The sequence below is a fragment of the Domibacillus sp. 8LH genome (assembly GCF_038806185.1).
Classification (GTDB): domain Bacteria; phylum Bacillota; class Bacilli; order Bacillales; family Domibacillaceae; genus Domibacillus; species Domibacillus indicus_A.
Window position 1 is genome coordinate 151354 of the sequence record NZ_JAVJNG010000001.1, and the last position, 21735, is coordinate 173088.

Below are 21735 nucleotides of genomic sequence, written 5' to 3' on the forward strand. Positions count from 1 at the left end.
TTTCAAAAGTTATGCACAACCACGAATTTTTTCCTATATTGGCTACTATTTGCATGAAAATTATACTATAAAGATTGAAAGATAACTAGATTATTTTTGGTAATTTTTAATGATTATTCCATCGTAAATTATTCATTTATCTGCTCTTCTTGGCTCTCTAACGCTTCGATTGATATAATTTCAAGCATATCTTGGTCATTATTTTTTAACATGTAAATTTTTTCTTTTTTATATGCTGTCTGTTCACCATATGAATCAGTAAATACAACCGTTTCGTCGGTATAAACCGCATACTGTTTCTCGTTTATTTTCTCGACATTCATTATAATGAGCTGCCCACCTTCAAATAAAACCGATTTACCTGCAAGCGATGAAATATAGGAAGATAATTCTTCATATATAGGTTCATCTTGTTTTAAGTAGGCCTCAATATAGTTAAACTGACCACTATTTAAACTAAGAAGATACTCCTCTTTATAAGAAGTAATAAATTCAATTACCCGTTCTTTCTCACCCTCTGTCAGATCCCATTGGTTTTGTATTTCTTCGCTGACAGCAGATGCATCTTCTTTTAAAAAATATGTCACTGCGCCGCCTGTGCCGAGCAATAATCCTGTGGCTAATAGAATCACAGTCCCTTTCTTCTGTATCGCTTTTTTTCTTTTTTGACGTGATGGGTGGCTTCTTTCTTGCCGCGGTTCTTCTTCCGGCTTTGCTGGTTCTGTTTTTTTAGAGTTTGTTTTCTTTTTCAAGTAAACAGGCGCAGGAATTACCTCCCTTTCTTCCTTTTCTATTAATCCAGGTTTTTGCTGTTCTCCACGATGAATAAGTTTATATATGTCATCAATTGTTTTTGGGATTTCCGTTTTGATCAATTGCCGGCCTAATGAACTATGTTGTTTTAAAACCGCTAAAATCTGCTGAATATCATTCTGAACAGCAGCCATTCCATTCACTGACGTTTCACCGGCTCCATATAAAATGATTCTCCCCGTATTTGCAATCCATATATTTTGAGCTTTAATATTGCCATGAGCGATTTTTTTAGTATGTAAATGACGAACAGCTAAAAGTAATTGCTCAACTTGACTGTTCGTCAATTTCATTTGTTTTGTTAATGCTGCTCCTTCTTCATACTCAACAACAGAATACACACGTGAGTCGTCTAGCATAGCTGTCGTGTAAATTTTGGGCAAATGCTTAAAGTTTATCACTTTCAATTGATATTGTTCATATGCTTCATACCATCTATCCCGCTCGATCTGGCTCATTTGACCGGAGAGCCGGATCATACATGACACCCCATCAAATTTTTTTGCTTTATATACAGCAAGTCCCGATGTTTGCAATATCAACTTTTTTATTTCATATTTTTCAATCTTCAAGTTAATCCCCCATTTTAACGAAAGGTATAAAACGTCTGTTTCCTCCACAAATAGTTACAGGTTTTTTAATATATTACCAATATACCTATGAAAATACTACTATATACAAAAAATTGCATAAGATATCGATAACAGTATAGTTTTAAAAGTATTTTAGATTAAAGGTGTACTGTCTATATCCTCATCGGTGGTTAAGCAGTAATGAAGCAACTTTCCATTGGGACAAATTAGCTTTTGGGATTAACAGCTATGCATGAGGGTATCTGTATAGGGAAATATGTTGTTGCTTTATTGTTTGTGGTTGAATCACAGTTTCTATTCCTCAAGCCAGTATTAAATAATAAGAAAGGTAAAAGCCTTTTTACCAAATACGTTAACGGGACTGACCCCATTCAGGTTTTTTTCAGTTTCCGGCCCTCGGTATACTGAATGATAACTAGTCGGCCGGGAGATACGTAAACCAACAGAATTATTTTCAATGAGTCTCAAAGATAGGTACCCGTATCCACTCCAAATTCGGCATCAGTTTCAGATCGAGTTATTCAATACACGGCGGAATTTAAAATTCTTGCAGTGAAGGAGAATCTGGCTAGAAAAGGGCCGGCACAAATCTTTGCAGAGAATAGGTTTGATCTTTCCTTCCCTTATCGGCAGTCAAAAAGCTACTACTTCACTAAACCAGTGGAAAAACACCCTTAAGCTGTGCGGAGAAAAAGGGTTCCTGGTGGAACAACGCGGGAAAGACAGCACGGGACGTCCATCCAACAATGAAATATCTTCAGAGAAAATTTGGAGAAAACAGAGGCCCGCATCAAGTACATAGAAGTGGAATTAGAACTTCTAAAAAAGCTGGAGGAACTGAAAAGGCAGGCGAAGAAACGGCGTTAAGCCCGAATGAAAAATACGCAGTCATCAACGAACTCATCCAGAAGTATCAACAAGCTTGAATATGAACATCGTCTGCCGTACGGTAGAGAAATTAGTGGGAATCTTGGATGGGAATGCTCATCCGGAAGCGAGATGATTCACTCCGACCAAGGCTTTCATTACACCCATCCAGAGTATTAAAAACGAATCAAATCCACTGGCCGTACGCAATCAATGTCCCGCCGTAGAAAACTGCTTGGACAACGCGCGCGTGGAATCCTTCTTCGGGTATTTCAAAGATGAAATCGATTATCGGAAAGCTGAGAATCTGACGGATCTAAAAACCTTGATTGATGAGTATATGTTCCACTACAACTCCACACGAAAGCAGTCGAATTTAAAAAAGATGACTCCGGCGCAATACCGAAGTCATCTGATTGCTGCGTAAGCTGCAGGTCTTTTTTTATTAGACTGTACACTAAATCTTTTTGGCTTGCCCGCTACAGCATGCTGCCCATTTTCTTTTTCCCAGTTATTGAAATCCAGGGTCCCAACAGCATCGCCTGTATTAATTGCGCATTGGAGCCCCAACGGTTCCTTTCGGACGAAGAGCATGCTTGTAAACGGACATGGGCTGATATCCGTTTACACCTAAAATGAGGTCATATTCCTGCTTCTTTTGGGAAAGGTCCTCCTTCTTGTAATCCATGATATAGTCGGCTCCAAGCGATCGTAAAATGTCGACATTCCTTTTTTTTGCTGCATATACCCGTTACCTCCGCCCCGAACGCTTTGGCAATCTGTACAGCGAACGTGCCCACCCCGCTGGAGGCTCCGTGAATCAACACTTTCTATCCCGTTCAGCAAAACCGCCCCAGCCGCAGCCGGATAAGTCGCCAAACACCTCATCGCCTGGCCCAAACTGCTTCACCTCCCTGCCCACTGCCTCTACCCGGCCTGCAATATCTCCTCCAGGTATCGGGTGCTTCGGCTTCAAAAGGCCAAACGCAAAGCGGGCGAGGAATGGTTCTCCTTTCAACAAAACAAGATTTCCATAATTGACCGATGCAGCACGAATGTTTACGAGCACTTCATTGTCCTTCGGAACAGGCTTCTCCACCTCGGTGAATTGCAGAACATCCGGCGTCCCGTATTTGGAACAGACAATCGCTTTTATATGGATTCCTCCTTGTATTCTGCCATTTTTCGACCTTACTTCTGACAAACGGTTAAAAGGCCACCGTATGAAGTATATTCCGGTCATACAGGATTCAAGACTCGAATCTGTAAAAAAGAAATGTGTAAAATCTGTCCCGCCTTTCACCTATCGTTCTGGGCAGCCCCGCTGCATCAACGGATCTGTTTACTCACTGCCCCTGAACTCCTCCTGCAATTGCTTGATTGCGGCCTGCTGCCATTTCCGGACAGCGGCCGGCGTCACACCGCATTTTCTGGCGATGTCCGGATTAGATAAGCCTTTGATCACAGACAGGCGAAACCATTCCCCTGCCCGGCCATCGAGCCCTTCCCTACATAACTGAACAAGCGCCGCGGACTCCGGTGTTGGCTCAGGATCCACGCCTTCAAACAATTCCGATTGGCCGGTCAAGACCGTTTCGTCACTGAATGTGGCATCTTTTGGTAAAGCATTTTTCAGGCGTCCCTGAATGTACGAATACGCATACGGCGCAAAATCGCCTTTTGACGCATCGAATCGTGTATGTGCTTCCCACAGGGCAATCAGCCCCACCTGATGAAAATCCTCTTTGTTTTTGTAAATATGCAGCTTGTTCATGATGCGGTGAATCATCGGGTTGTATTGCTGCGCGAGTTGTTCAAATAACATGGAAACATCCAATCCAAGCTAGCGCCAGCCCTGGGTACTCCTTAAGGGCACGACTATCGTAGCGTGTGGAAGAATGAGTGTAAATACCTACAAAAAGGGCCAATTGTAAAGACAAAAACGACAAATTTCAGCTTAAATTTGCTCGTTCTGACACCCTTTGTTATACTCCTCGCTGACGAAAGGAAAAAGATGGGGTTTCTCTCATTTTATCCATTAAATCCCCTGTTTTGTAAAAGAACTGTAAAGTGAATATTATTTTTTGCAGGGGTCAAAAGAACTGATTTACTTTCTGGATATAATATTCCATTTTTGTAAATTAAAAACCTTATTTTCCCATTTTATAAACCATCTTTAAACTAATTTAGCCGTATCGTGCCCTTGCACAATTCTCCAACAAAAAGAGCCAGCTCGAAGCCGGCTCTGATTTCATTCGTGGTTATTTTTACGATTTAGCTGCCAAATCCCTTTTCCTTTACGGTCTACTAATTGAAACAAATTTTGTTTCTGTCCATTGAAACGATCTGTATCCGAGGAATGGTCATAAATAGTAGTCCGTACTCTTGATCGCCAATCCACATAAATCGTCAAATCTACTCGATTTCGCTGCTCTACTTTGCGGTAAATCTCATCAAGTGTGCCTGTTCCACCAAGTTCTTTTAAGGATCCTATGATTTCAGCGACTAAACTAGTTGTTTCGTTCACATAAGCTCCTACTTTCTATATTAATAATGACAAAATCAAGCAATTTTCTTTATTACCTATCTAAAGATGCTATACTTAACTATACTGTAAATAAGTTCAGCATTTTTAAAAGAGGTGTCAAGATTTTGAATATGAATAATGTTAAAACGCAAAAAACATCTGATCGTTCTGCTTTAGGCGTGTTAAAAGCAGGGACTGGACCTGTAATTACAGACCGTAAACCTATTCACGTAGCTATGTTTAGCGGAGGCGCTTCTTCTGCGTATGTAGCTTATCATATCGTACAAAAATATGGAAAAGAAAATTGTGTTCTGTTTTTTACAGACACACTTTGGGAAGACGTCGATAATTATCGTTTTATGGAAGAAGTTGCTGAATATATTGGGATGGAAATTACAACTCGTATTGATGGACGCACGCCAGAGGAAGTGTTTCATGATGTACGCTTTTTAGGAAATTCTCGTATGGCAAAATGCTCTGAAGAATTAAAAGTACGTCAAACACTTATTTATCTCGAGGAATTGCGGGATGAACATAACTTAGAACCCATTCTTTACTTTGGTATTGGTCCTCATGAGCAGCACCGTGCTATCAATCTACAAAACTTTTATGAGCATAATCCAATCGAGCCGATTGAAACACGTTTTCCAATGATTGAGACGTTTAAAGGGGATCTCGATACAAAAGAAATTATTCGTGATGAATGGAAAATCGATTTGCCACGTATGTACGGCCTTGGTTTTTCACATGCAAACTGCGCGGGTCGCTGTGTTCGAGGCGGTCTTGGTCATTACGCCTTGTTATATAAAGTATGGCCGGAACAATATGCTGAACAAGAAGCTATGGAAGAACGATTCCGAGAAAAGTTTGATAAAAACGTGTCTATCTTAAAACGTAACAGCCAATCTTTTACGTTAAAAGAATATCGTGAATTGATGGATCGCGATGGTATTGAAAAATATTTAAGTGAAAGAGACGACACAATTCCATGTGTTTGCTCTTATTCCTAAAAGAAACGCTCATCCAATTGCCGGATGAGCGTTTTTTTATTGATCAAGTTCAGTCAATATCTTATACATAATATATTTCACTTCTTCATTCGACATCGTACGTCCGCCCGCTTGTACAATTCGGCTCACGTTGCTGTAAACCGTTTTCCCTTTAACTGAAAGCTCTACTTCTTGCAATTTCATTACTGTTTGATCATTCGTCATAATCTTAATAACATCTGAACCTTCTTGCGAAGCCGCTAACTGTTTAACAGATGATAGAAAAGAATCATACGTAATATCTGACCAATCTTTTAAATGAGCGCCTACTGTTTTTTCAATTAAGTAAGAAAGCCAATCTTCCTCATTCTTAATTTTTTTAGTTATATTTGAAAGAACAGGTTGCTGTTGAATAAGCCGTTGGTTTTCATTGATCCAGTCTGACCAGCTTATGACACCTAATATATTACTAACATCATTTTCAAGATTTTTTCTCTGTTGCACTAAATGTTGCTCGAGTTCACTTTTCAACTGAAGAAGCCATGCTTTTGCATTTTTACCGACAAGCAACTTCTCAATTCGGTAAGCAGCTTCAAGAGGGTCAGTTTCACTATGGCGAATAGCCGCTTTAAAAAGAAGAACATCTTGACTTTGATCTTCAGTAATTTGCGTATAGCGAGGCAGCTTTCTGAGCCATTCCGTTAAAGCCCCAAATATAATGACTGGCTGAACCGCCTGTTGCAGATCAAAAAATACATCATTTATAATTTTCAAAGCATTTGTCGTACTTTCGGACAGTTTGTACATTTCGTACTCATAGAAATCAACTTGTTGCTCTAAGATTTCATAAAGCAACTCTGCATTCATTTCACTTACGTAAAAATCATTTGCATAGAAGGCCATCTGATCCCACATATCTTTTAACAGTGCAACAGTTAAAATCGGAACTAAGGGCTCTCTCATACCATACGGGACGTCTAGAAGAATTTGATATAAGTCTGTTATTCTTCCTCGTGAATGAGACTGGACATGCTTTATTAAATCCTCCCTCATTCTTTTCAGTTCAGGATTTTCCAATTCGTCTAGGTTATTTATATCGTATCTTTGATTTTTTAAGAGTGTTGCATAAATCAAATAATCAGGTCCGTACCCTGAAATATTCATTTCACCGTTAAAATCCGGCTTTAACAGCATACTTAATATACTTATTGCGGCCTTTTTCTGCATAGTTGTTATAGTTCGCTTATTGAATCCCTCGTTTCTCACTTCTAATGTATGTTCAAAACGTTGATTCATCCAATCACTTAAAAAAGCTTCTAACTCTTCTTTTGATGCAAACGGCATTCGTTCTTCGCCTTGGAAAATCCATCTCAACGTATCTGGATCAAACTGTTGAATTGGTTTTAAAATTTGTTCAATATCGTATTTTACATTTTCAATTCGAATCTCGATTTCTGATTTTAAATTTTCATCTTCTTTTAATTTTTCACGATCAGATAAAATCATATTTAATAAAAGATATTGATCTATTTTCTCTTGAAGTAGTTCGACATTTAGGGACGGGATACAAAAAAGAATGTTTTCTTTTTTATCTTCCTTTACTAACTTAATTAAATCTTGATACTCTTCACTATTACGATAAAGGATGTAAACAATTAGTCCATCACCAGTTGACTGAATGCTTGATACTTGATCATGCCAACTAAACTTCGCTTCAATAAAGCGAGTCATGCTTTTTTTACTGTTATAGGCATGCGGCAAATAGTACTTGTTTAAGAACAGTTGATCAATTGCCATGATTCGTTTTTCGTCATTTAAAATAACAGACTGGCTGAACTCTTGATACAATTCTTCAAACTCTACAATCGAGCCGCTGTACAATTCATAAGAATCTGCAAATCGATTAAAACGAATCAATCTGGCATTCGTAAGTTCATTAATCGCATAATCTACTTTTTCTGCTGACATCCCAAGCGCAAATTGCAAAAATGGTTTTGTTATAGAGAAAGGGCGATTTGCAATATTCATTAAAGTAATCATTTTAACGATCCGTTTAGACTCCTCTATTAGTCGGTAGCTCATGGCTAAGCGATAAAACTTGAGGTCTTCAATTAAATAAAACGTCGATTCATCTGGATAAAAATAATCAAATAAACGATCTGCATAATACCAAGATGCAACTTCTGATTTTTGCTCTGCTTCTGCTAAAAAAGTGTAGAGCGTGCGATCATTTTGACCAAGAATATTTGATAGAACCGGCAGCATTCGTATTGTTAACGGATGAATTGGCTGGCAACCTTCTAAAATAGCACCATCAATTTCAGATGGCTTCATATCAGGGAACAAGTTAAATTTAATAATTTCATTCCGTAAATAATCGATATCTTTTAATAGAAAGAGACTCCCGCCTTCTCCTTCACGTGTTGCCTCTAGCACTTTAAAAGCAGAACGGTAAAACAGAGAAGGATCACTTTCTAGACGATGGTCCGCAAAGCGTTTTTCAACCCGTTCTAGTTCAGATCTAGAAAGATTATTATTAGAAGCAGCGTATTGCCGAAGGCCCGTATGTGTAATAAATAAAAGACCTAGATTTGACGACCGGTTGCTCATTTCTGCCAGGTCCTGCAAGCTTTGCATCGTTTGATAAATAGCCGACTGATGAACTGTCTGCAAAAAGCGCCCAAATTCATCGTATACAATGAACAAACCAATTTTTTTGCCTTTAAGCTGCTCAAGAATATGATTCATTTGTTCTGTAAAAGAAATGGTTGAAGCACTCGAGAAAACAGCACCAGATGTTAAATGAGGATACATTTTTTTAAATTCAAGAATGTGTTCTTCGTCACCTGATTCAATATAAGAAAGCATTTCGGGAAGCTCTGTATGAATTCTTCGAGCATAATCTTCAAGTTTTTTATATGTGTTTGGGTATTCACGTTTCCATAAAGCCACCGTTTTTAAAATCTGTTCACTGTCTCCCTTTAAGGACACAAAAATATCCTGCTTCCTCAATTCATTGACAATGGAGTCTAAAAGTATTTGATCAAAGTCACCATATTTACCTGTAATCGCAACTGGTACCCATTTAACTTCCTTTTGCACCAATGCAGCATCAATCAACTCAAAAGACTCAGGATTAACCGTTTTTACGTTTTGTAGAAAATTTTTAACGTCCTTGCTATTTTTCCGTGCAGAGACTAAAGAAGCTGCAAGAGCACCTACCATTGACTTTCCAGCTCCATACGGTCCAATCATTAAATGAGCTTGTTGTTTTTGTTCAATGATTCCTTGTAGAATCTCTGTTAATATATCGATTTGATTCATGTTCGGCACAAACTGATCAAAAAGTTCTGGGCGGCCTATATCGTAAACGATGTTAATACTTGGCTGAAATTTCTTCATTTCACCGCCTCCTTTTTATAATACTGCTCAATAAAATCAAAAGGATCTATAACATCTTTCAATCGAACAATATCGAGTCGGTTTGTTCTAGTAAAGACAATCGGATAGCTCTTTTGCATTTCTTCAATGGCTTCAACAATTGTACTACGGTTTAAATTAAAAATTTTCCCCCACAGCTCAGGCTCATTTACTAAATCACTAATGCTCAACTCGTTCGTATGATGCTTTTGTGCGTAAATTAAGAGTGCTACATATAAAAGATCATAATGCGTGGCGTCAACCAGCGGCATTTTTGTGTAACTAGTTCGAATTGTCTGCATGAGCAGTCCTAATTCTTCAAAAGGACTCCTTATCACATCCTCAGGAGTAGCATTTTCAAAATTTTTATTTAGATATGTTAAAAATAAACAATCAATATCTCTTTTTAAAGAATTGGTTGAAACAGCTTTTTCCTGTGTTTCACCTACCCATTTTTCTAACGCCAGCATGACCGTCTGTCGATCAAAGACATCTTCCTTGAACACATTAAAAAACCAATACCAAGTCGTTGCAATAGATTCGTCCGTTGTTAAGAAGTAATGAAGCAATCCTACAGTAAATGTTTTTTGCAAATAGGGATCATAGGTATGAACCAATGAGCCAAAATGAGTTAAATGTTGTTCTGTAGTTGTTGACTTTACATCTTTCATTACTTTTGTGGCATTCATCCAGTAACGGACAGACTTGGCCATATTTTTACCGATACCGAGTCGCTCAAAGTGATCCTCTTGATAAAAAAAGCGAGAATCCTTTTGAATTTCATCCATTCCTTTATTCAGCCATTGCGGACGTAAATAAAAACTTTGATGTTGTGCAAATCCCATTTGTTGACCACCTAACTCATGATAAAACGAATTAGCCTAAACGGCTAATTCGTCTGTTTAACCATTATTTTTTAAAATAATTTAGCAATGCTACAAATGCTTCATGCTGGAGAAATGGGCTTTTGCCTCGTACCGGCTCAGCACTTGTTTTTAACAAATAGTCACCTTTTCCAGCTAAATTTTCAGCACCACTTGTATCAAGTACAACATTCGAAGCTACGCTATCTGTTACTTTTAAAGCTAATCTAGCTAATAGGTTGTTTTTGATTGTCGTATTAATCACTTCAGCTTTCGGAGACTGCGTGCATACAATCATATGGATTCCAGCAGCTCTCCCTTTTTGCCCAATTCTCGCAATTGTATTTTCGATTCTCTTAGCGAGTTCCTTGTCTTGAAGCATAAAATCAGCAAACTCATCAAAGACAATAACCAACCTTGGTAACTTTTCATCTGCTTCATTTACATTATCATTAAATTCTTTTAGATTGCGAATATATTTCTGACTAAATAATGTATAACGTTGCTCCATCTCTTCCACAATAGTGTCAAGATAGTCTGCAGCTTCTTCAATATTAGTACTGACTTCATTCGTATATACATTATCCTTAAATGGCATAAATTCAACCTGTTTCGGATCAATGAAAACAAATCGCAATTCTCCAGGACTGTATAGACACATTAAGGAAAGAACAATTGAATTTAAACTGACACTTTTACCGCTTCCGGTTGAACCCGCTACAAGCATGTGGGGCTCAGTTCCATTAAAATCAACTGTCATTACATTATTAAGTGGGTCAAGCCCAATTGGAACAATGAACCCTTCATTTAATTTCTCTTCACTAATTTGATTTCTTACAAGTGTCATAAAATAATCGAAATAAATAACCTCTGGATCAGGACGATTGATATCAATATTAATACCGTTCTTGTTACTAAAAATAGTTGGAGGTGAATCTACTTTTAACCAAAGTGGCATGTCCTTTGCTTTTTTCTCAACAGACGAAAAACTTTGATTAGATGGAATGTTCCCTACGACTCGAATAACATTGGCACCCACAAGCGTTCTTTCAACTGTGAAATTAATATTGTTTAAATTAAATTTTGTTCGTAAAATTTGTCCGTATTGCCGACCTAACTCTTTATCTTTCTCTAATTTACTTTCATCGTTCTGCGCCGCTCTGACATTTTGCAGAGCTCTCACTTCAGGGAATTCAATTTGTGATTGCTCATCTTCATCTTCATGAGTGCCCTCCGCTGACTCACTATCTGATTCTTCCTGCTCTTCAAGATCATTTTGTTCACTTTCTTCCGGCTCCGACTGTTCTACATCCACCGAATCACTTTCAGGTGATGATAAATCCTCCTCACCCTCTAGGTCCAAGCTAGTATTTTGCTTGATAAATTCATTAAAGGATGTTCCTTCCTCTGTATAGTCTTCTACTATCTTTTCATCTTGCTCTTCTTCTGTCTGCAAGGAAGAAAGAATAAAGGAACGAGTAAATGTTTTCACAGTAACATCTTCAATCTCTGACGCATCTAGAAATTGACCTGGACCAATCTGCTTTTTCCCTTCAAAGTGTACATCTTGTGAATGAATATAAGCATTTATTTCTTTTTCAAAATAAAATTTGATTGATGTTTCTTCATTAGCTTGAAGGTTTTCAAGAATAGATAATTCTTTTACATTAAAAGCTCTAGCTTCAATTAAAAATTTAACTAGAGATTGTAAACGAACTTCTTTGTCTAAAGCATTTTCATCAAAGTCAAAATATGAACGTAATACTTTTTCACCGCTCATCAATTGCTTATGTGCATCTTGTACTTCTGATTCATAAGAATTATAGTGAATTAATTTTAATTCAACTAGTTTCATATGAATATTAAATTCCTTATGCTCATTGTCATATTCAATAGTCAACTTCAGTAGATCTGGACGTTTTTGATTTTTTCTAAACCATTCAAGCTCATCACACATGCTCCAGAGAACAACACTACTTTCATTGCGTTCAGCCTCTTCCGCCGTGACTGTTAAATAAATAGAAAGTAGTTCATGGATGAACTTTCCTGGTCCTAAAGACCGTAAAACTGATCCGCCTGAAAGTTGCTTTACTTGATGAATAATATCTCTTGTTACATTTTCATCAAGTGACCTCGTTGATAATAAATCTTTTAAACGGTTTGACAGCCGGTCTTGATAATAATAATTTTCTGTTTTATCTAAGAATCGTTTAACAGACTCTGATGAAGAAACAAGAACCTTTACTTCATCTTTACCTTTTCTATCTACATGATACCGTATAATGTTCGCTTTATTCGTTACCTGGCTTACTAGCATTGGGTCCATATATTTATCGTACGTGACAACCCAATTAAACTTTTCATGTACTAAGTTGTACAAAGCATTTTTTTCAGTATGTGTAATTTGAATATGTCCTCTTAGTACTTGAGTGGTGTTACTCTCTTCTAAGGATATACCGCTTTGAAGTACATATTGCAAATCATAAAAACGTTGGAATAAAACTGGCTGGGTATTAGAAATATAATTGATAAGACGTGTTCCTTCATTTTCAGATCGATAACCTGTTTCATGCACGGTTTTCCAAGCACTGTCTTCCATTGAACATTCCTTCAATTTTTTTGGATGAAATGTTTTTGGAACATTTAAGTGGTGCTTCTGACCGAAATAATCTACAAAAACCGCCATATCAAAGTCGATCATTGATTTTCCCAATTTGCTTTCTAAATTTTCCTCAGAATGATGCGGCAGTACATTTATTTCTAATTTCGGCAATCCTCCAAGTAACGGTAAAGGTGTTGTAAATTCTTCTCTTGCTTCAAGCCATTTATTCAATTCATCATACAAAACAGCAGCCTGCCTTGGACTATGAATCGTTACATTCAGTTTATGAATATCATTCTTTCTCAACAATGACTCAATTGCTTTTTTGACATAATCCAAATTAGTTACATATAGAAACAAGATATCCAAGCTATCTGCAGCATAAGGATAAATCTTTACATAATCCGATGCAATCTTAGTCATTTCATTCGCGAAAGCACTAGCTTGACTTGAGTCGCTTTGTTTATTTTCCTCAGTTACATAAATCCCCTGTCCAAATGATTCTTCTTGCTCGAAGAAAAAAATATTTTGTTCTCCTGTAGAAATATAAGCAGGCGCTAAATGACTTAATTTCATCAGTTCAAACGCTTTATAATTTTGAATATCTTCAATCGTTCTAACAAAATTGATCGATGAAGACGTATCTGTAAGCTTTTCAATTAGCTTGCCAAATTGAACAAGCTGATATCCATATGCAATAAATCGCATTGGGTTGAAAATTGACATCACTTGTTTCGTCACGTTCTTTGCTGACGCTAATGTGTTGCTTTCAACAAAATCAATAACTCCAATCTTGTTAATAAACCCATGAATCTTTCTAACTGCCTGCACATCTTTATACGTATTTTTCAAATAGCCTTCTACAAGTGATGTTGTAGTTTTTAATAAATCAATTGTCCAGCCAGACTCAATTGATTGCCTTAACAGACCGACGTATTGCTCCCGAAAATTTGTAAAAGATTCAATATCTGATAACAGTTTACGATCCCCTAGTTCAGTAGCCGCTCTTATCGACTCAATTTCATTTTCAAAAAAGGTTGTTTCTTTTTTATTACCTTCTGCTGTTACGTATCCAAGCTTTTTATTAAGGTATAATTCATCGTAAAAATCAAAAAAACTATTATTTTCAATTTTTATCGATGAAGTATCCACTTTGAAATCAGTAGAATCAAGTGTTTCTTCATTTCTTTGCAATGTAATTTTAAAGGAAATAAATTCCGGCAAGGTGTTATTCCCTGAGTCCGCTTCATTTTCATCAATCTTTTCAATAATAATGTTTTTTGACAGCAGTGAAAGAGATTGTAAATGATAATTTATAAAATCTAGGTAATTCGCTGGAATTATCTCTTTACTTGTTTTGGAAATTATCAAGGAAATATTTCCATAAAATTCATCATCTTCAATATCCTCTATCATAACAATCACTTCTGAAAGTAGACCTTCGATAATAGAATTATACTCTGATGGATTTTCTAATTTATTTTCAATATTCATGATAGTTCTTATAAGATTTCTTGAATCGATAAAATCAGAAAATTCGTCTCTAAATGACCGAATAGTTTCAAGGTCTTTTTTTCCTTGAATCGCTTCCATCCCCATATCAAACTCAAGCTCTTTCTGACGCATTTCTGTTTGAAGGCGCTCTGCTTGATCTTGAGATTCTGCTTTGTCTATTTTCTCAGCATAGCTGCTAAGTACGTTATCTCTAACATTTAAAAGCTTTTCCTTAAGAGTACTTGGTGCTTTAAAGTGAAAAACTTTCTCGGCTATCGAGAATGGAACTATCAGAAAATCTTTGTTTTCACGGTAAACAAATTCCGATGCTTTCTCTAAAAGTTCTGATTCTCTGCCTGTGTATATTTCCCAAACATCGCTGGAATAATTATTTTGTACTTCATTCTGAATAAAAAGATCTACACTCGCTAGCATTTTTTCAGGATCAAGGTATTGAACATTGCTTTTCCTTAAATGACTAAGCAAATAGTTCTTTTGAAGACTTTTTTTCAAAGACTCCTTGTTATCAATTTGAATCATTTCATCCTTAAATAATTGCAATTTATCTAATGAAAGGCCAATTTTTTGAGAAAACAGTAAATCATTTTCTTTTTCTATAACTGCAACTAAGAAATTAAGAATGAGTGACAATTGCGAATCGGTAATTTTTTGATAGGAAGTTAAAAAAGCATAAAGTTCATTAACCTCCGGAACTGAAAGAAATTTTTCACGGATTAACATATTCGATAAGGCTTTAAAACCCGAATCGGACAATAGCTGAATTTCATCTATTGATAAAATGTCTTTCAAGCTTTGTGCTTCTGGTGTCTTTTTGTTCATTAATAAGATGAGCGCTTGGCTTGGCTTTGTAAAGTTGCGCAGCCATACACTTGTTTCATGACTTTCACATGCAAACTTCTCAAAACCTTCAATTAGCGAAACAGTTTTTACTACGGGCTCGTAAATTTGTGCCAATTCATCCTTCTTCTCATTTAATACTGTTAATATAGCCGGACTGTATTCATAACTAATATTATCTATTTTCAACAAAACTCTTTCTGCATATTTTTCCTTATTCATTTCTAAATATTCTTTTATATATTGTGTTAGCCAATAGCCCAGAAGGAGCTGTTTTGTAATGGTTTGAGTTGATGACATTTAATAATCTCCTCCTACTTTGTACGGGTTAGTAATTAATGCGGTAGCATCTGAATATTCTTGAAGCAGGCCATTTTGCTTTAATTTTTGACGCAATTTGTTTTCATTATGCTGAAAATAACGTAAATTAACACCTTCACGTTCGTAAATCCCTGAAGACTTGGCTTCTTCTGTTCCTATGACAATATTAGAATGATCAAATAATTCCTGCATAAACTCATGAAAATCCATCTGTTTACGGTCACCTAACGTAGCATACACTAAGCTGCACAAGAAATTATCTGATAATACATACCGTCCTCGAACACCGACACCTAATGCAATAAATCCACCATCACGTGCTAGCGTTCTTGTAATAGGCAATTGCTTTGTCTTCAGTTCGTCACGTGAAAACTCTTTAATTTTCAATTTCAACATTTTGATTGCCTGTTGTTCATCTGGGGTTTCGATGACTTTAATCAGAGCCTTTTTCTTTACATCACGTACAGAGGTATATTTAATATCCTCAAAAAACTTCTCATACCTTTTTTCGTCTTTATCAGCTGTACTGTTTCTTGCATCCTCTTTCCATCTCTTAAGCATTTCAATTGCTTTATCTTCTGGAAGTAACTGTTCTATATCTAGATCTGTAAAAGAATCAAACCTCTTTTGAATTGATGTTTCATGCCTGCTAAATGCATCTTGTGCAAGACGCTTAATATGTGGATCATGCCCGTCTAAACAATCAATAAAATAATAATTTTTTTGTGAATTCGTTTTTTCTGCTTGATAAATCATATAGCGATGTAACTGAAAACAGATCAAAGAAGTAAGAAGGCCGAATAGTTCATATAAATCAATTTTTAATTTTAATAATGAATCCAATTCTTTTGCAAAATCACTATAAAGTTTTAAATGATGATCAGGCAAATACGGATACTCTCTTTTCTCATAATTATTAAATATATCTGATAACGATGGGTCTTTTATCAAAACCGCCGGATTTCTCGGTTTTTTATTTTCAATATTAGCGCCGTATTCCTCATCAATCTTCTCACGAATTTTATCTACTACACCGGTAATACTTTCATTTTGCTGCATAATTTCCCTAAGTCTTTGCTCAATAGATCTTCTTAGCTCTAGATCTTCTTGTGTTCCAAACGTGATCATTAAATAATATAATTCGCCACCACGAGCAAAAAAGTTCCGTTCAAAAGAAGCTTTGTCTTTCGTCTTATCCTGGCGTAATTCAAAAAACAAAAGTGATTCATGGAGCGGGAATAGCATAGTTGCATACCATGAGCGGTCAAGCATTTTACCTGTTGGAGTTGTCATTTGAATAGCTAAATTTTTAAAAAACATCTGTAAATCGTCTAATTGAGAGTGGTCAATACCAAGATGATTTTGTATCTCCTTTTTATACTCATCTTCAAATGTAACATGGCTGATTGTACCATCCTTCTTTGGTGCGCCTTCTTTTGCTCCCTCGAATACAAATTTTCTGAATTCTTCCATTCTTTTTCTTTCATAATAAGATTGGCCAAATTGATATTTTGTACCTGCCATAATATTTAAAAATTCAAGCGTATATTCGGGACCTCTCTGTCCGGCTCTAAAACGATGACCCCATATTTTTTCTGAAATCTGGCTGGAAAATTGTACAGTGTCCTTTTCTGTGTCCATGTTTTTCACCTCTAATTTAATATTCCTCATCGTCTTCATCTTCGTCTTCATCTTCAGGATCACTAGCTGGTTTGATCTCAATTTGCCTTAACACGAATGCTCCATGTGCAGAATCAAATTTTAAAATTTTAAGAATAGATTTATCTTCTTGCTCAATAGAAATTAACTTATTTCTAAAGTTATTTAATAAAATCTCGATATCTTCTCTTAAAACGTTAAACATTCCACCATTCGCCAAACGAAGTAAGTATTCGAAAGTTAGGAGGTTTATATTTAAATGAACATCTTTTACACGCATGGTGAAGTGGCTTGGACGTCTATCATATTCATCTAGAGTTTCTTGAACATCAAAATGTATATCTGAAAAATTGATTTCACTATGCACAAATAAGTTTTCAGATGTTACATACAATGCATTGGCCGAAGAATACACTAGCTTTTTAGAAAAATAAGTATTTAATCCAGCAATTAAATCTCTTTTTATATCTAATGAAAGATTGCCAGGCTTTCTTAATATATCTAAAAACGTTTTACGGTAACGGTATGGAATAAGTTTTTCGATAGATTTACTATTTTTGGATTCAAAGAAGTATTTTCTACGTAATCGAGGAAGCCATTTTTCTGAAAGCTTTTTTCCTTCATCTTCATCTGATCGAAAGTTTAAACGATACCGTTTCAATTCTTCATAAAAATATCCGTATTCCGTGTCAACACTAGACCCAAACAAATCTTGGTGCATTTCTTTTAGGTCTTCCCTAGATAGATCCCCGTTCAAAATGAAATCGTCAATTAATGAATCGGATAAATAACCAGGATCAAAAGCTCTTATTTCTTGGATTCCCGAAATCTCTTCGAACATTTCTTTTGAAGTATTGTGGCCGAAAAGATTTTCATAATAAACCTTTTTTGACTGTTTTTGTAGTTCCGCAGGATCAGCTGCATGAATATCTCTGCAATGAAGCCCACCTGTATGCGTATAAGCGAGATGGATAAGCAGCTCTCTCATAGTCATATGTCCATGTTTTCCATCCAATGAACGGTATACACCTAATAAACGATTAGTGGTCTTATTATTTAATAAGGATCTATGATTATGATTTATAATGCATTGATTTTGTTTTGCACAACTTGAACAAATTTCCCAATGCTCTTCTTTATTCCATTCTTCTACAATTTTTTTAGCATAAATAGATGAAGACGCATGCAGTAAATTAAATACTTCTAGTTTATTATTCTTTTCTTTATGAATTGGCGAGAATTGAGGAACAATAATATCTTTTAAACCGTAAAGCTCTTCGTGCTTAGTTAAAAAATAAGTTAGTTTTCCTTCATTTGCTGCGATTAAATAATACGTATTTGTTTCATCACGTAACGATTTGTATAAATTGGACAGCTCCCTTAAAATAACATCGTCTTTTAACTCTGACAGGTCTTTTATGATACGGATTTTATAATTTTGAAAATTAAATTCTTCAATCCCTGTTTGCGGCCATCCTTGAAAAGGATTGGAAGATAAGGCATCATACACATTTCTACAAATTCTTGTTTTTCCGTCACCAGCATTCCCTGTAATAATAATTGAACGTGGACTTTCTTTTAAAATATTAATAATTTGTTTGTTAATATTTGTATCGATATTGTATTGGATAGTGGTTGTATGCTCATCAAAAATTTTAGAATAATCTGCTGTTGTTAAATCGTATTGTTGCATAAAATTCACAAATGGATTGACTTGATTTTTCATAATATTTCTCACTTCCTCATAAATATAATTGCTTTTAAGCATAATTTTTACAAATCGTCTAAATAAATTACTTTATTTTAACATTAATATCCATAATCATTGGTATTCATCATACTATTTTACCAAACGTTTATGAAAATTTGTTGTTTCTTAACTAAAACAATCTCATAATGCAATGGGTGAGTAGGAATTTTTTCCTTAAACTGAATCTAGTACTTAATTACCAGCAAGGCTTGGGTACAATAAAGATAAGCATTATGGATAAAAATGGTCTATACACCATAACCCAAATCCAGCTTTAGTAAACTTGAAAGTCTGGCAACATTAATCACAAATTATAAAAAAGGCCGCACGTAGTCTTTCTGCTATGCAGCTCGTTTTTCCATAGAAGGATAATGTATGGAAACATTTATTTTTCTTCCCTTCCGGTAGTAGTTTGAATGTTTTGGCCTCTGCCACAGTAAGCAAAGAAGCTCTCTTAACCGAATTCAAGACTTTTTCCGTCCACTTGGGCTCAATACTTTCCTTCCTAACAAATGAACAGAACAATTTTAAAAAAACTGGTAAAACGAAAATGGGTCTTTGTGCTATACTATGGTTCGGTAAAGGAGTTGAACGGCTTGATTGAAACAGCCACAATGCGTGCAAAAGTACGCCAATTTTTATTTATTTTAATCCCGATTCTTGTGACGCAGATTGCCATGTTTGCGATGACATTTTTCGATACGATTATGTCCGGGCATTACAGTGCCGATGATTTAGCCGGTGTAGCGGTCGGCTCTTCTCTTTGGATGCCCGTTTACACAGGGCTCAGCGGTATTTTATTGTCGATTACGCCGATTGTCGGCCATTTAACGGGAAGCGGACGCCGCGGTGAGGTGTCTTTTTCTGTGATGCAGGCGATTTATGTGGCGCTTGTGATTTCCGCCATTACCTATCTGCTTGGGTGGGTCCTGCTTGAGCCTGTGCTCGGCATCATGAATTTAACAGATAACGTGCGCCGCATCGCCTATGAGTACGTGATCGGACTGTCATTCGGCATTTTGCCGCTTTTTTTAACGGCTGTTGTCCGCGGGTTTATCGATGCGCTCGGCATGACCCGCACGTCGATGGTCATTATGGTGATGACGCTGCCCGTCAATATCGCTTTTAACTATCTGCTCATTTATGGGAAGTTCGGTTTTCCGGAACTCGGCGGTGTCGGCTCCGGTTATGCGTCTGCGATCAGCTACTGGCTTATTTTCCTGCTCGCTGTCTGGATTGTATGGCGGAAGGAGCCGTTTTCGGCTTACCGGCTGTTTGGGCGCCTGCCGCGTGCATCCTTTGCAAAATGGAAAGAGATTTTGCTCTTAGGCCTGCCGATTGGGCTGTCGATCTTTTTTGAAACAAGTATTTTTTCCGCGGTAACGCTTTTGATGAGTGAGTACAGCACAAACGTCATTGCGGCCCATCAGGCTGCCATCAATTTCGCTTCACTTACCTATATGATCCCGCTCAGCGTATCGATGGCGCTGACCATTGTGGTTGGTTTTGAAGCCGGAGCCGGACGGTTTCAAGACGCCCGGCAGTACAGCCGAATCGGCATTGCGATGGCGGTTGGTATTGCGGTAGTCGGCACGGTTGTGATTTTCGGGTTCCGTGATGCGATCGCTCATTTGTATTCGACGGATGCGGAAGTTCTCCAGCTGACTGCCTCGTTTTTAATCTACGCGGCGATTTTCCAGCTTTCGGATGCGGTACAAGCACCGGTGCAGGGCGCACTCCGCGGATACAAAGATGTCAATGTCACGTTTATGATGACCATGATCAGCTATTGGGTCATCGGGCTGCCGCTCGGCTGGGCGCTCGCCCGCTGGACCGACTGGGGTCCGTACGGCTACTGGATCGGCTTAATTACCGGATTAACATGCGGGGCCATCACGCTGTCCGTACGCCTGCGTATGGTACAACACAAAAAAACATCACGCCTAGCAGCGTGATGTTCAGGCTGTTGACAAACGCCCGCTTTCGGCGTCACTTGCCGTCTGCGAATGCTCATGACCTGATAAAGGTCACTCCGCTTCCCAGCCGGCGGCGTTCCTGGAAAGACAGACGTTTTCAACCAGCCTGCTTTTTTTACTTTGTCTACACTCTCAACATCACGCCTGGTGGCGTGATGTTTTTTCTTTATATGACTAGTATGTGAAAACTTTTTTCAATTTCCATTTCGAAAATGCTTGCAAAGCACATCCTGGCCGCCTGTTACCGGAATAATGGCACCGGTAATAAAAGCGGAGGCCTCGGAAGCAAGAAATGCGGCTACCCGGGCAATGTCCCCGCCGGTTCCCGGCCGGCCGACCGGCACAAGCGGAGCCGGTTTTCCCTCAGCAGCGGTTATATCTTCTTCTTTCCACTTGCCTGTGACGTCTCCCGGACAAATCATATTCGCTGTGATGCCGGATGATGCTTCTTCCAGGGCAATCGTTTTGATCAGCGAGGCAAGCCCCGTTTTGGCAGCTGCAAAAGCGGAACGGTCGACCCAGGCCGGCGCCGTTTCCACACGGTCGAAGCCAAATGCAATCAGCCGGCCAAAGCCCCGCTCCTTCATTCCCGGTAGGAAAAGCTTTGACAAGTAAAACACGGAGGTTAAATTACCGCTGATCAGCCCGTGCCACTCATCCCAGGAATAGTCGGCCATTGGTTTTCGTTCTTGTATGTAGGGTCCCGCGTTGTGTATTAAAATATCAATCTCTCCAGAGAAGGAAGCAATTTTCTCACAATCTTCTTTTCGTGACACATCCCCTTGTACCGCTGACGCCTGTACGCCAAACCGGTTTGACAGTTCTGTTGCAAACACTTCTGCACTTGCTGCATCTGAGCGGTAGTTAATGACGACCGAACATCCTTCGGCTGCCAAGTATTCCGCCGTTTTCCGCCCTATTCCTTTTGAGCCGCCTGTGATCAATGCGCGTTTTGCCATGAAGCGTCCCCCCCATCCTCTTCTTCCATCCTAAATGATTGGAT

At 37.6% G+C, this 21735-nt stretch carries 13 protein-coding genes and 1 pseudogene; 3 read left to right on the forward strand and 11 right to left on the reverse strand.

Annotated features, from left to right (window positions below):
* Positions 1-128 precede the first annotated feature (128 nt).
* Positions 129-1385 (reverse strand): TcaA NTF2-like domain-containing protein, encoded by a 1257-nt coding sequence (locus tag RG959_RS00775; protein WP_342795582.1) that lies wholly within the window; start codon positions 1383-1385, stop codon positions 129-131.
* A 522-nt stretch (positions 1386-1907) separates the two neighbouring features.
* On the opposite strand from RG959_RS00775, the pseudogene RG959_RS00780 reads away from it, so the two are divergent.
* Positions 1908-2700: pseudogene (locus RG959_RS00780) on the forward strand (transposase); the annotation flags it as partial.
* A 120-nt stretch (positions 2701-2820) separates the two neighbouring features.
* Here the strand turns inward: RG959_RS00780 and RG959_RS00785 are convergent.
* The 4 genes from RG959_RS00785 to RG959_RS00800 all read right to left on the reverse strand — a co-directional run bounded on the left by RG959_RS00785 (position 2821) and on the right by RG959_RS00800 (position 4800).
* Positions 2821-2961, reverse strand: coding sequence for a hypothetical protein (locus tag RG959_RS00785; protein ID WP_342795583.1), 141 nt, complete (start codon positions 2959-2961; stop codon positions 2821-2823).
* 132 nt (positions 2962-3093) lie between these two features.
* Positions 3094-3477 (reverse strand): alcohol dehydrogenase catalytic domain-containing protein, encoded by a 384-nt coding sequence (locus RG959_RS00790; protein ID WP_342795584.1) that lies wholly within the window; start codon positions 3475-3477, stop codon positions 3094-3096.
* 138 nt (positions 3478-3615) lie between these two features.
* Positions 3616-4098 carry a sigma-70 family RNA polymerase sigma factor gene (locus RG959_RS00795; RefSeq protein ID WP_342795585.1) on the reverse strand — a complete coding sequence of 161 codons (483 nt, stop codon included), beginning with the start codon at positions 4096-4098 and terminating at the stop codon, positions 3616-3618.
* Between the two features lie 426 nt (positions 4099-4524).
* Positions 4525-4800, reverse strand: coding sequence for a hypothetical protein (locus RG959_RS00800; protein ID WP_342795586.1), 276 nt, complete (start codon positions 4798-4800; stop codon positions 4525-4527).
* A gap of 131 nt (positions 4801-4931) precedes the next feature.
* Here RG959_RS00800 and RG959_RS00805 point away from each other — a divergent pair, with 131 nt between their 5' ends.
* Positions 4932-5810: a phosphoadenosine phosphosulfate reductase domain-containing protein gene (locus tag RG959_RS00805; RefSeq protein ID WP_342795958.1), complete on the forward strand. Its 879-nt coding sequence runs from the start codon at positions 4932-4934 to the stop codon at positions 5808-5810.
* Between the two features lie 36 nt (positions 5811-5846).
* On the opposite strand, the gene RG959_RS00810 is transcribed toward RG959_RS00805, so the two are convergent.
* The 5 genes from RG959_RS00810 to RG959_RS00830 all read right to left on the reverse strand — a co-directional run bounded on the left by RG959_RS00810 (position 5847) and on the right by RG959_RS00830 (position 18732).
* Positions 5847-9191, reverse strand: coding sequence for a hypothetical protein (locus RG959_RS00810; protein ID WP_342795587.1), 3345 nt, complete (start codon positions 9189-9191; stop codon positions 5847-5849).
* Complete coding sequence (locus RG959_RS00815) at positions 9188-10054, reverse strand: DUF4007 family protein (RefSeq protein WP_342795588.1); 867 nt, start codon at positions 10052-10054, stop codon at positions 9188-9190. The genes RG959_RS00810 and RG959_RS00815 overlap by 4 nt, the downstream gene beginning before the upstream one ends.
* Positions 10055-10118: 64 nt before the next feature.
* A complete protein-coding gene (locus RG959_RS00820; protein WP_342795589.1) occupies positions 10119-15326 on the reverse strand; it encodes an FtsK/SpoIIIE domain-containing protein in 5208 nt (1735 codons plus the stop codon).
* Complete coding sequence (locus RG959_RS00825; protein WP_342795590.1) at positions 15327-16988, reverse strand: hypothetical protein; 1662 nt, start codon at positions 16986-16988, stop codon at positions 15327-15329.
* A 16-nt stretch (positions 16989-17004) separates the two neighbouring features.
* Positions 17005-18732, reverse strand: coding sequence for a hypothetical protein (locus RG959_RS00830; protein ID WP_342795591.1), 1728 nt, complete (start codon positions 18730-18732; stop codon positions 17005-17007).
* A gap of 620 nt (positions 18733-19352) precedes the next feature.
* Here RG959_RS00830 and RG959_RS00835 point away from each other — a divergent pair.
* Positions 19353-20711 (forward strand): MATE family efflux transporter, encoded by a 1359-nt coding sequence (locus RG959_RS00835; protein ID WP_342795592.1) that lies wholly within the window; start codon positions 19353-19355, stop codon positions 20709-20711.
* A 215-nt stretch (positions 20712-20926) separates the two neighbouring features.
* On the opposite strand, the gene RG959_RS00840 is transcribed toward RG959_RS00835, so the two are convergent.
* Entirely contained in the window at positions 20927-21691 is a 765-nt protein-coding gene (locus tag RG959_RS00840; RefSeq protein WP_342795593.1) for an SDR family oxidoreductase, read from the reverse strand.
* Positions 21692-21735 lie beyond the last annotated feature (44 nt).

What these genes read in the sequence shown, in the direction of transcription:
- RG959_RS00840 (WP_342795593.1), bottom strand. Translation starts at nt 21,691, where the DNA reads ATGGCAAAACGCGCATTGATCACAGGCGGCTCAAAAGGAATAGGGCGG.
- RG959_RS00820 (WP_342795589.1), bottom strand. Translation starts at nt 15,326, where the DNA reads ATGTCATCAACTCAAACCATTACAAAACAGCTCCTTCTGGGCTATTGG.
- RG959_RS00815 (WP_342795588.1), bottom strand. Translation starts at nt 10,054, where the DNA reads ATGGGATTTGCACAACATCAAAGTTTTTATTTACGTCCGCAATGGCTG.
- RG959_RS00795 (WP_342795585.1), bottom strand. Translation starts at nt 4,098, where the DNA reads ATGTTATTTGAACAACTCGCGCAGCAATACAACCCGATGATTCACCGC.
- RG959_RS00830 (WP_342795591.1), bottom strand. Translation starts at nt 18,732, where the DNA reads ATGAAAAATCAAGTCAATCCATTTGTGAATTTTATGCAACAATACGAT.
- RG959_RS00785 (WP_342795583.1), bottom strand. Translation starts at nt 2,961, where the DNA reads ATGGATTACAAGAAGGAGGACCTTTCCCAAAAGAAGCAGGAATATGAC.
- RG959_RS00810 (WP_342795587.1), bottom strand. Translation starts at nt 9,191, where the DNA reads ATGAAGAAATTTCAGCCAAGTATTAACATCGTTTACGATATAGGCCGC.
- RG959_RS00825 (WP_342795590.1), bottom strand. Translation starts at nt 16,988, where the DNA reads ATGGACACAGAAAAGGACACTGTACAATTTTCCAGCCAGATTTCAGAA.
- RG959_RS00805 (WP_342795958.1), top strand. Translation starts at nt 4,932, where the DNA reads ATGAATAATGTTAAAACGCAAAAAACATCTGATCGTTCTGCTTTAGGC.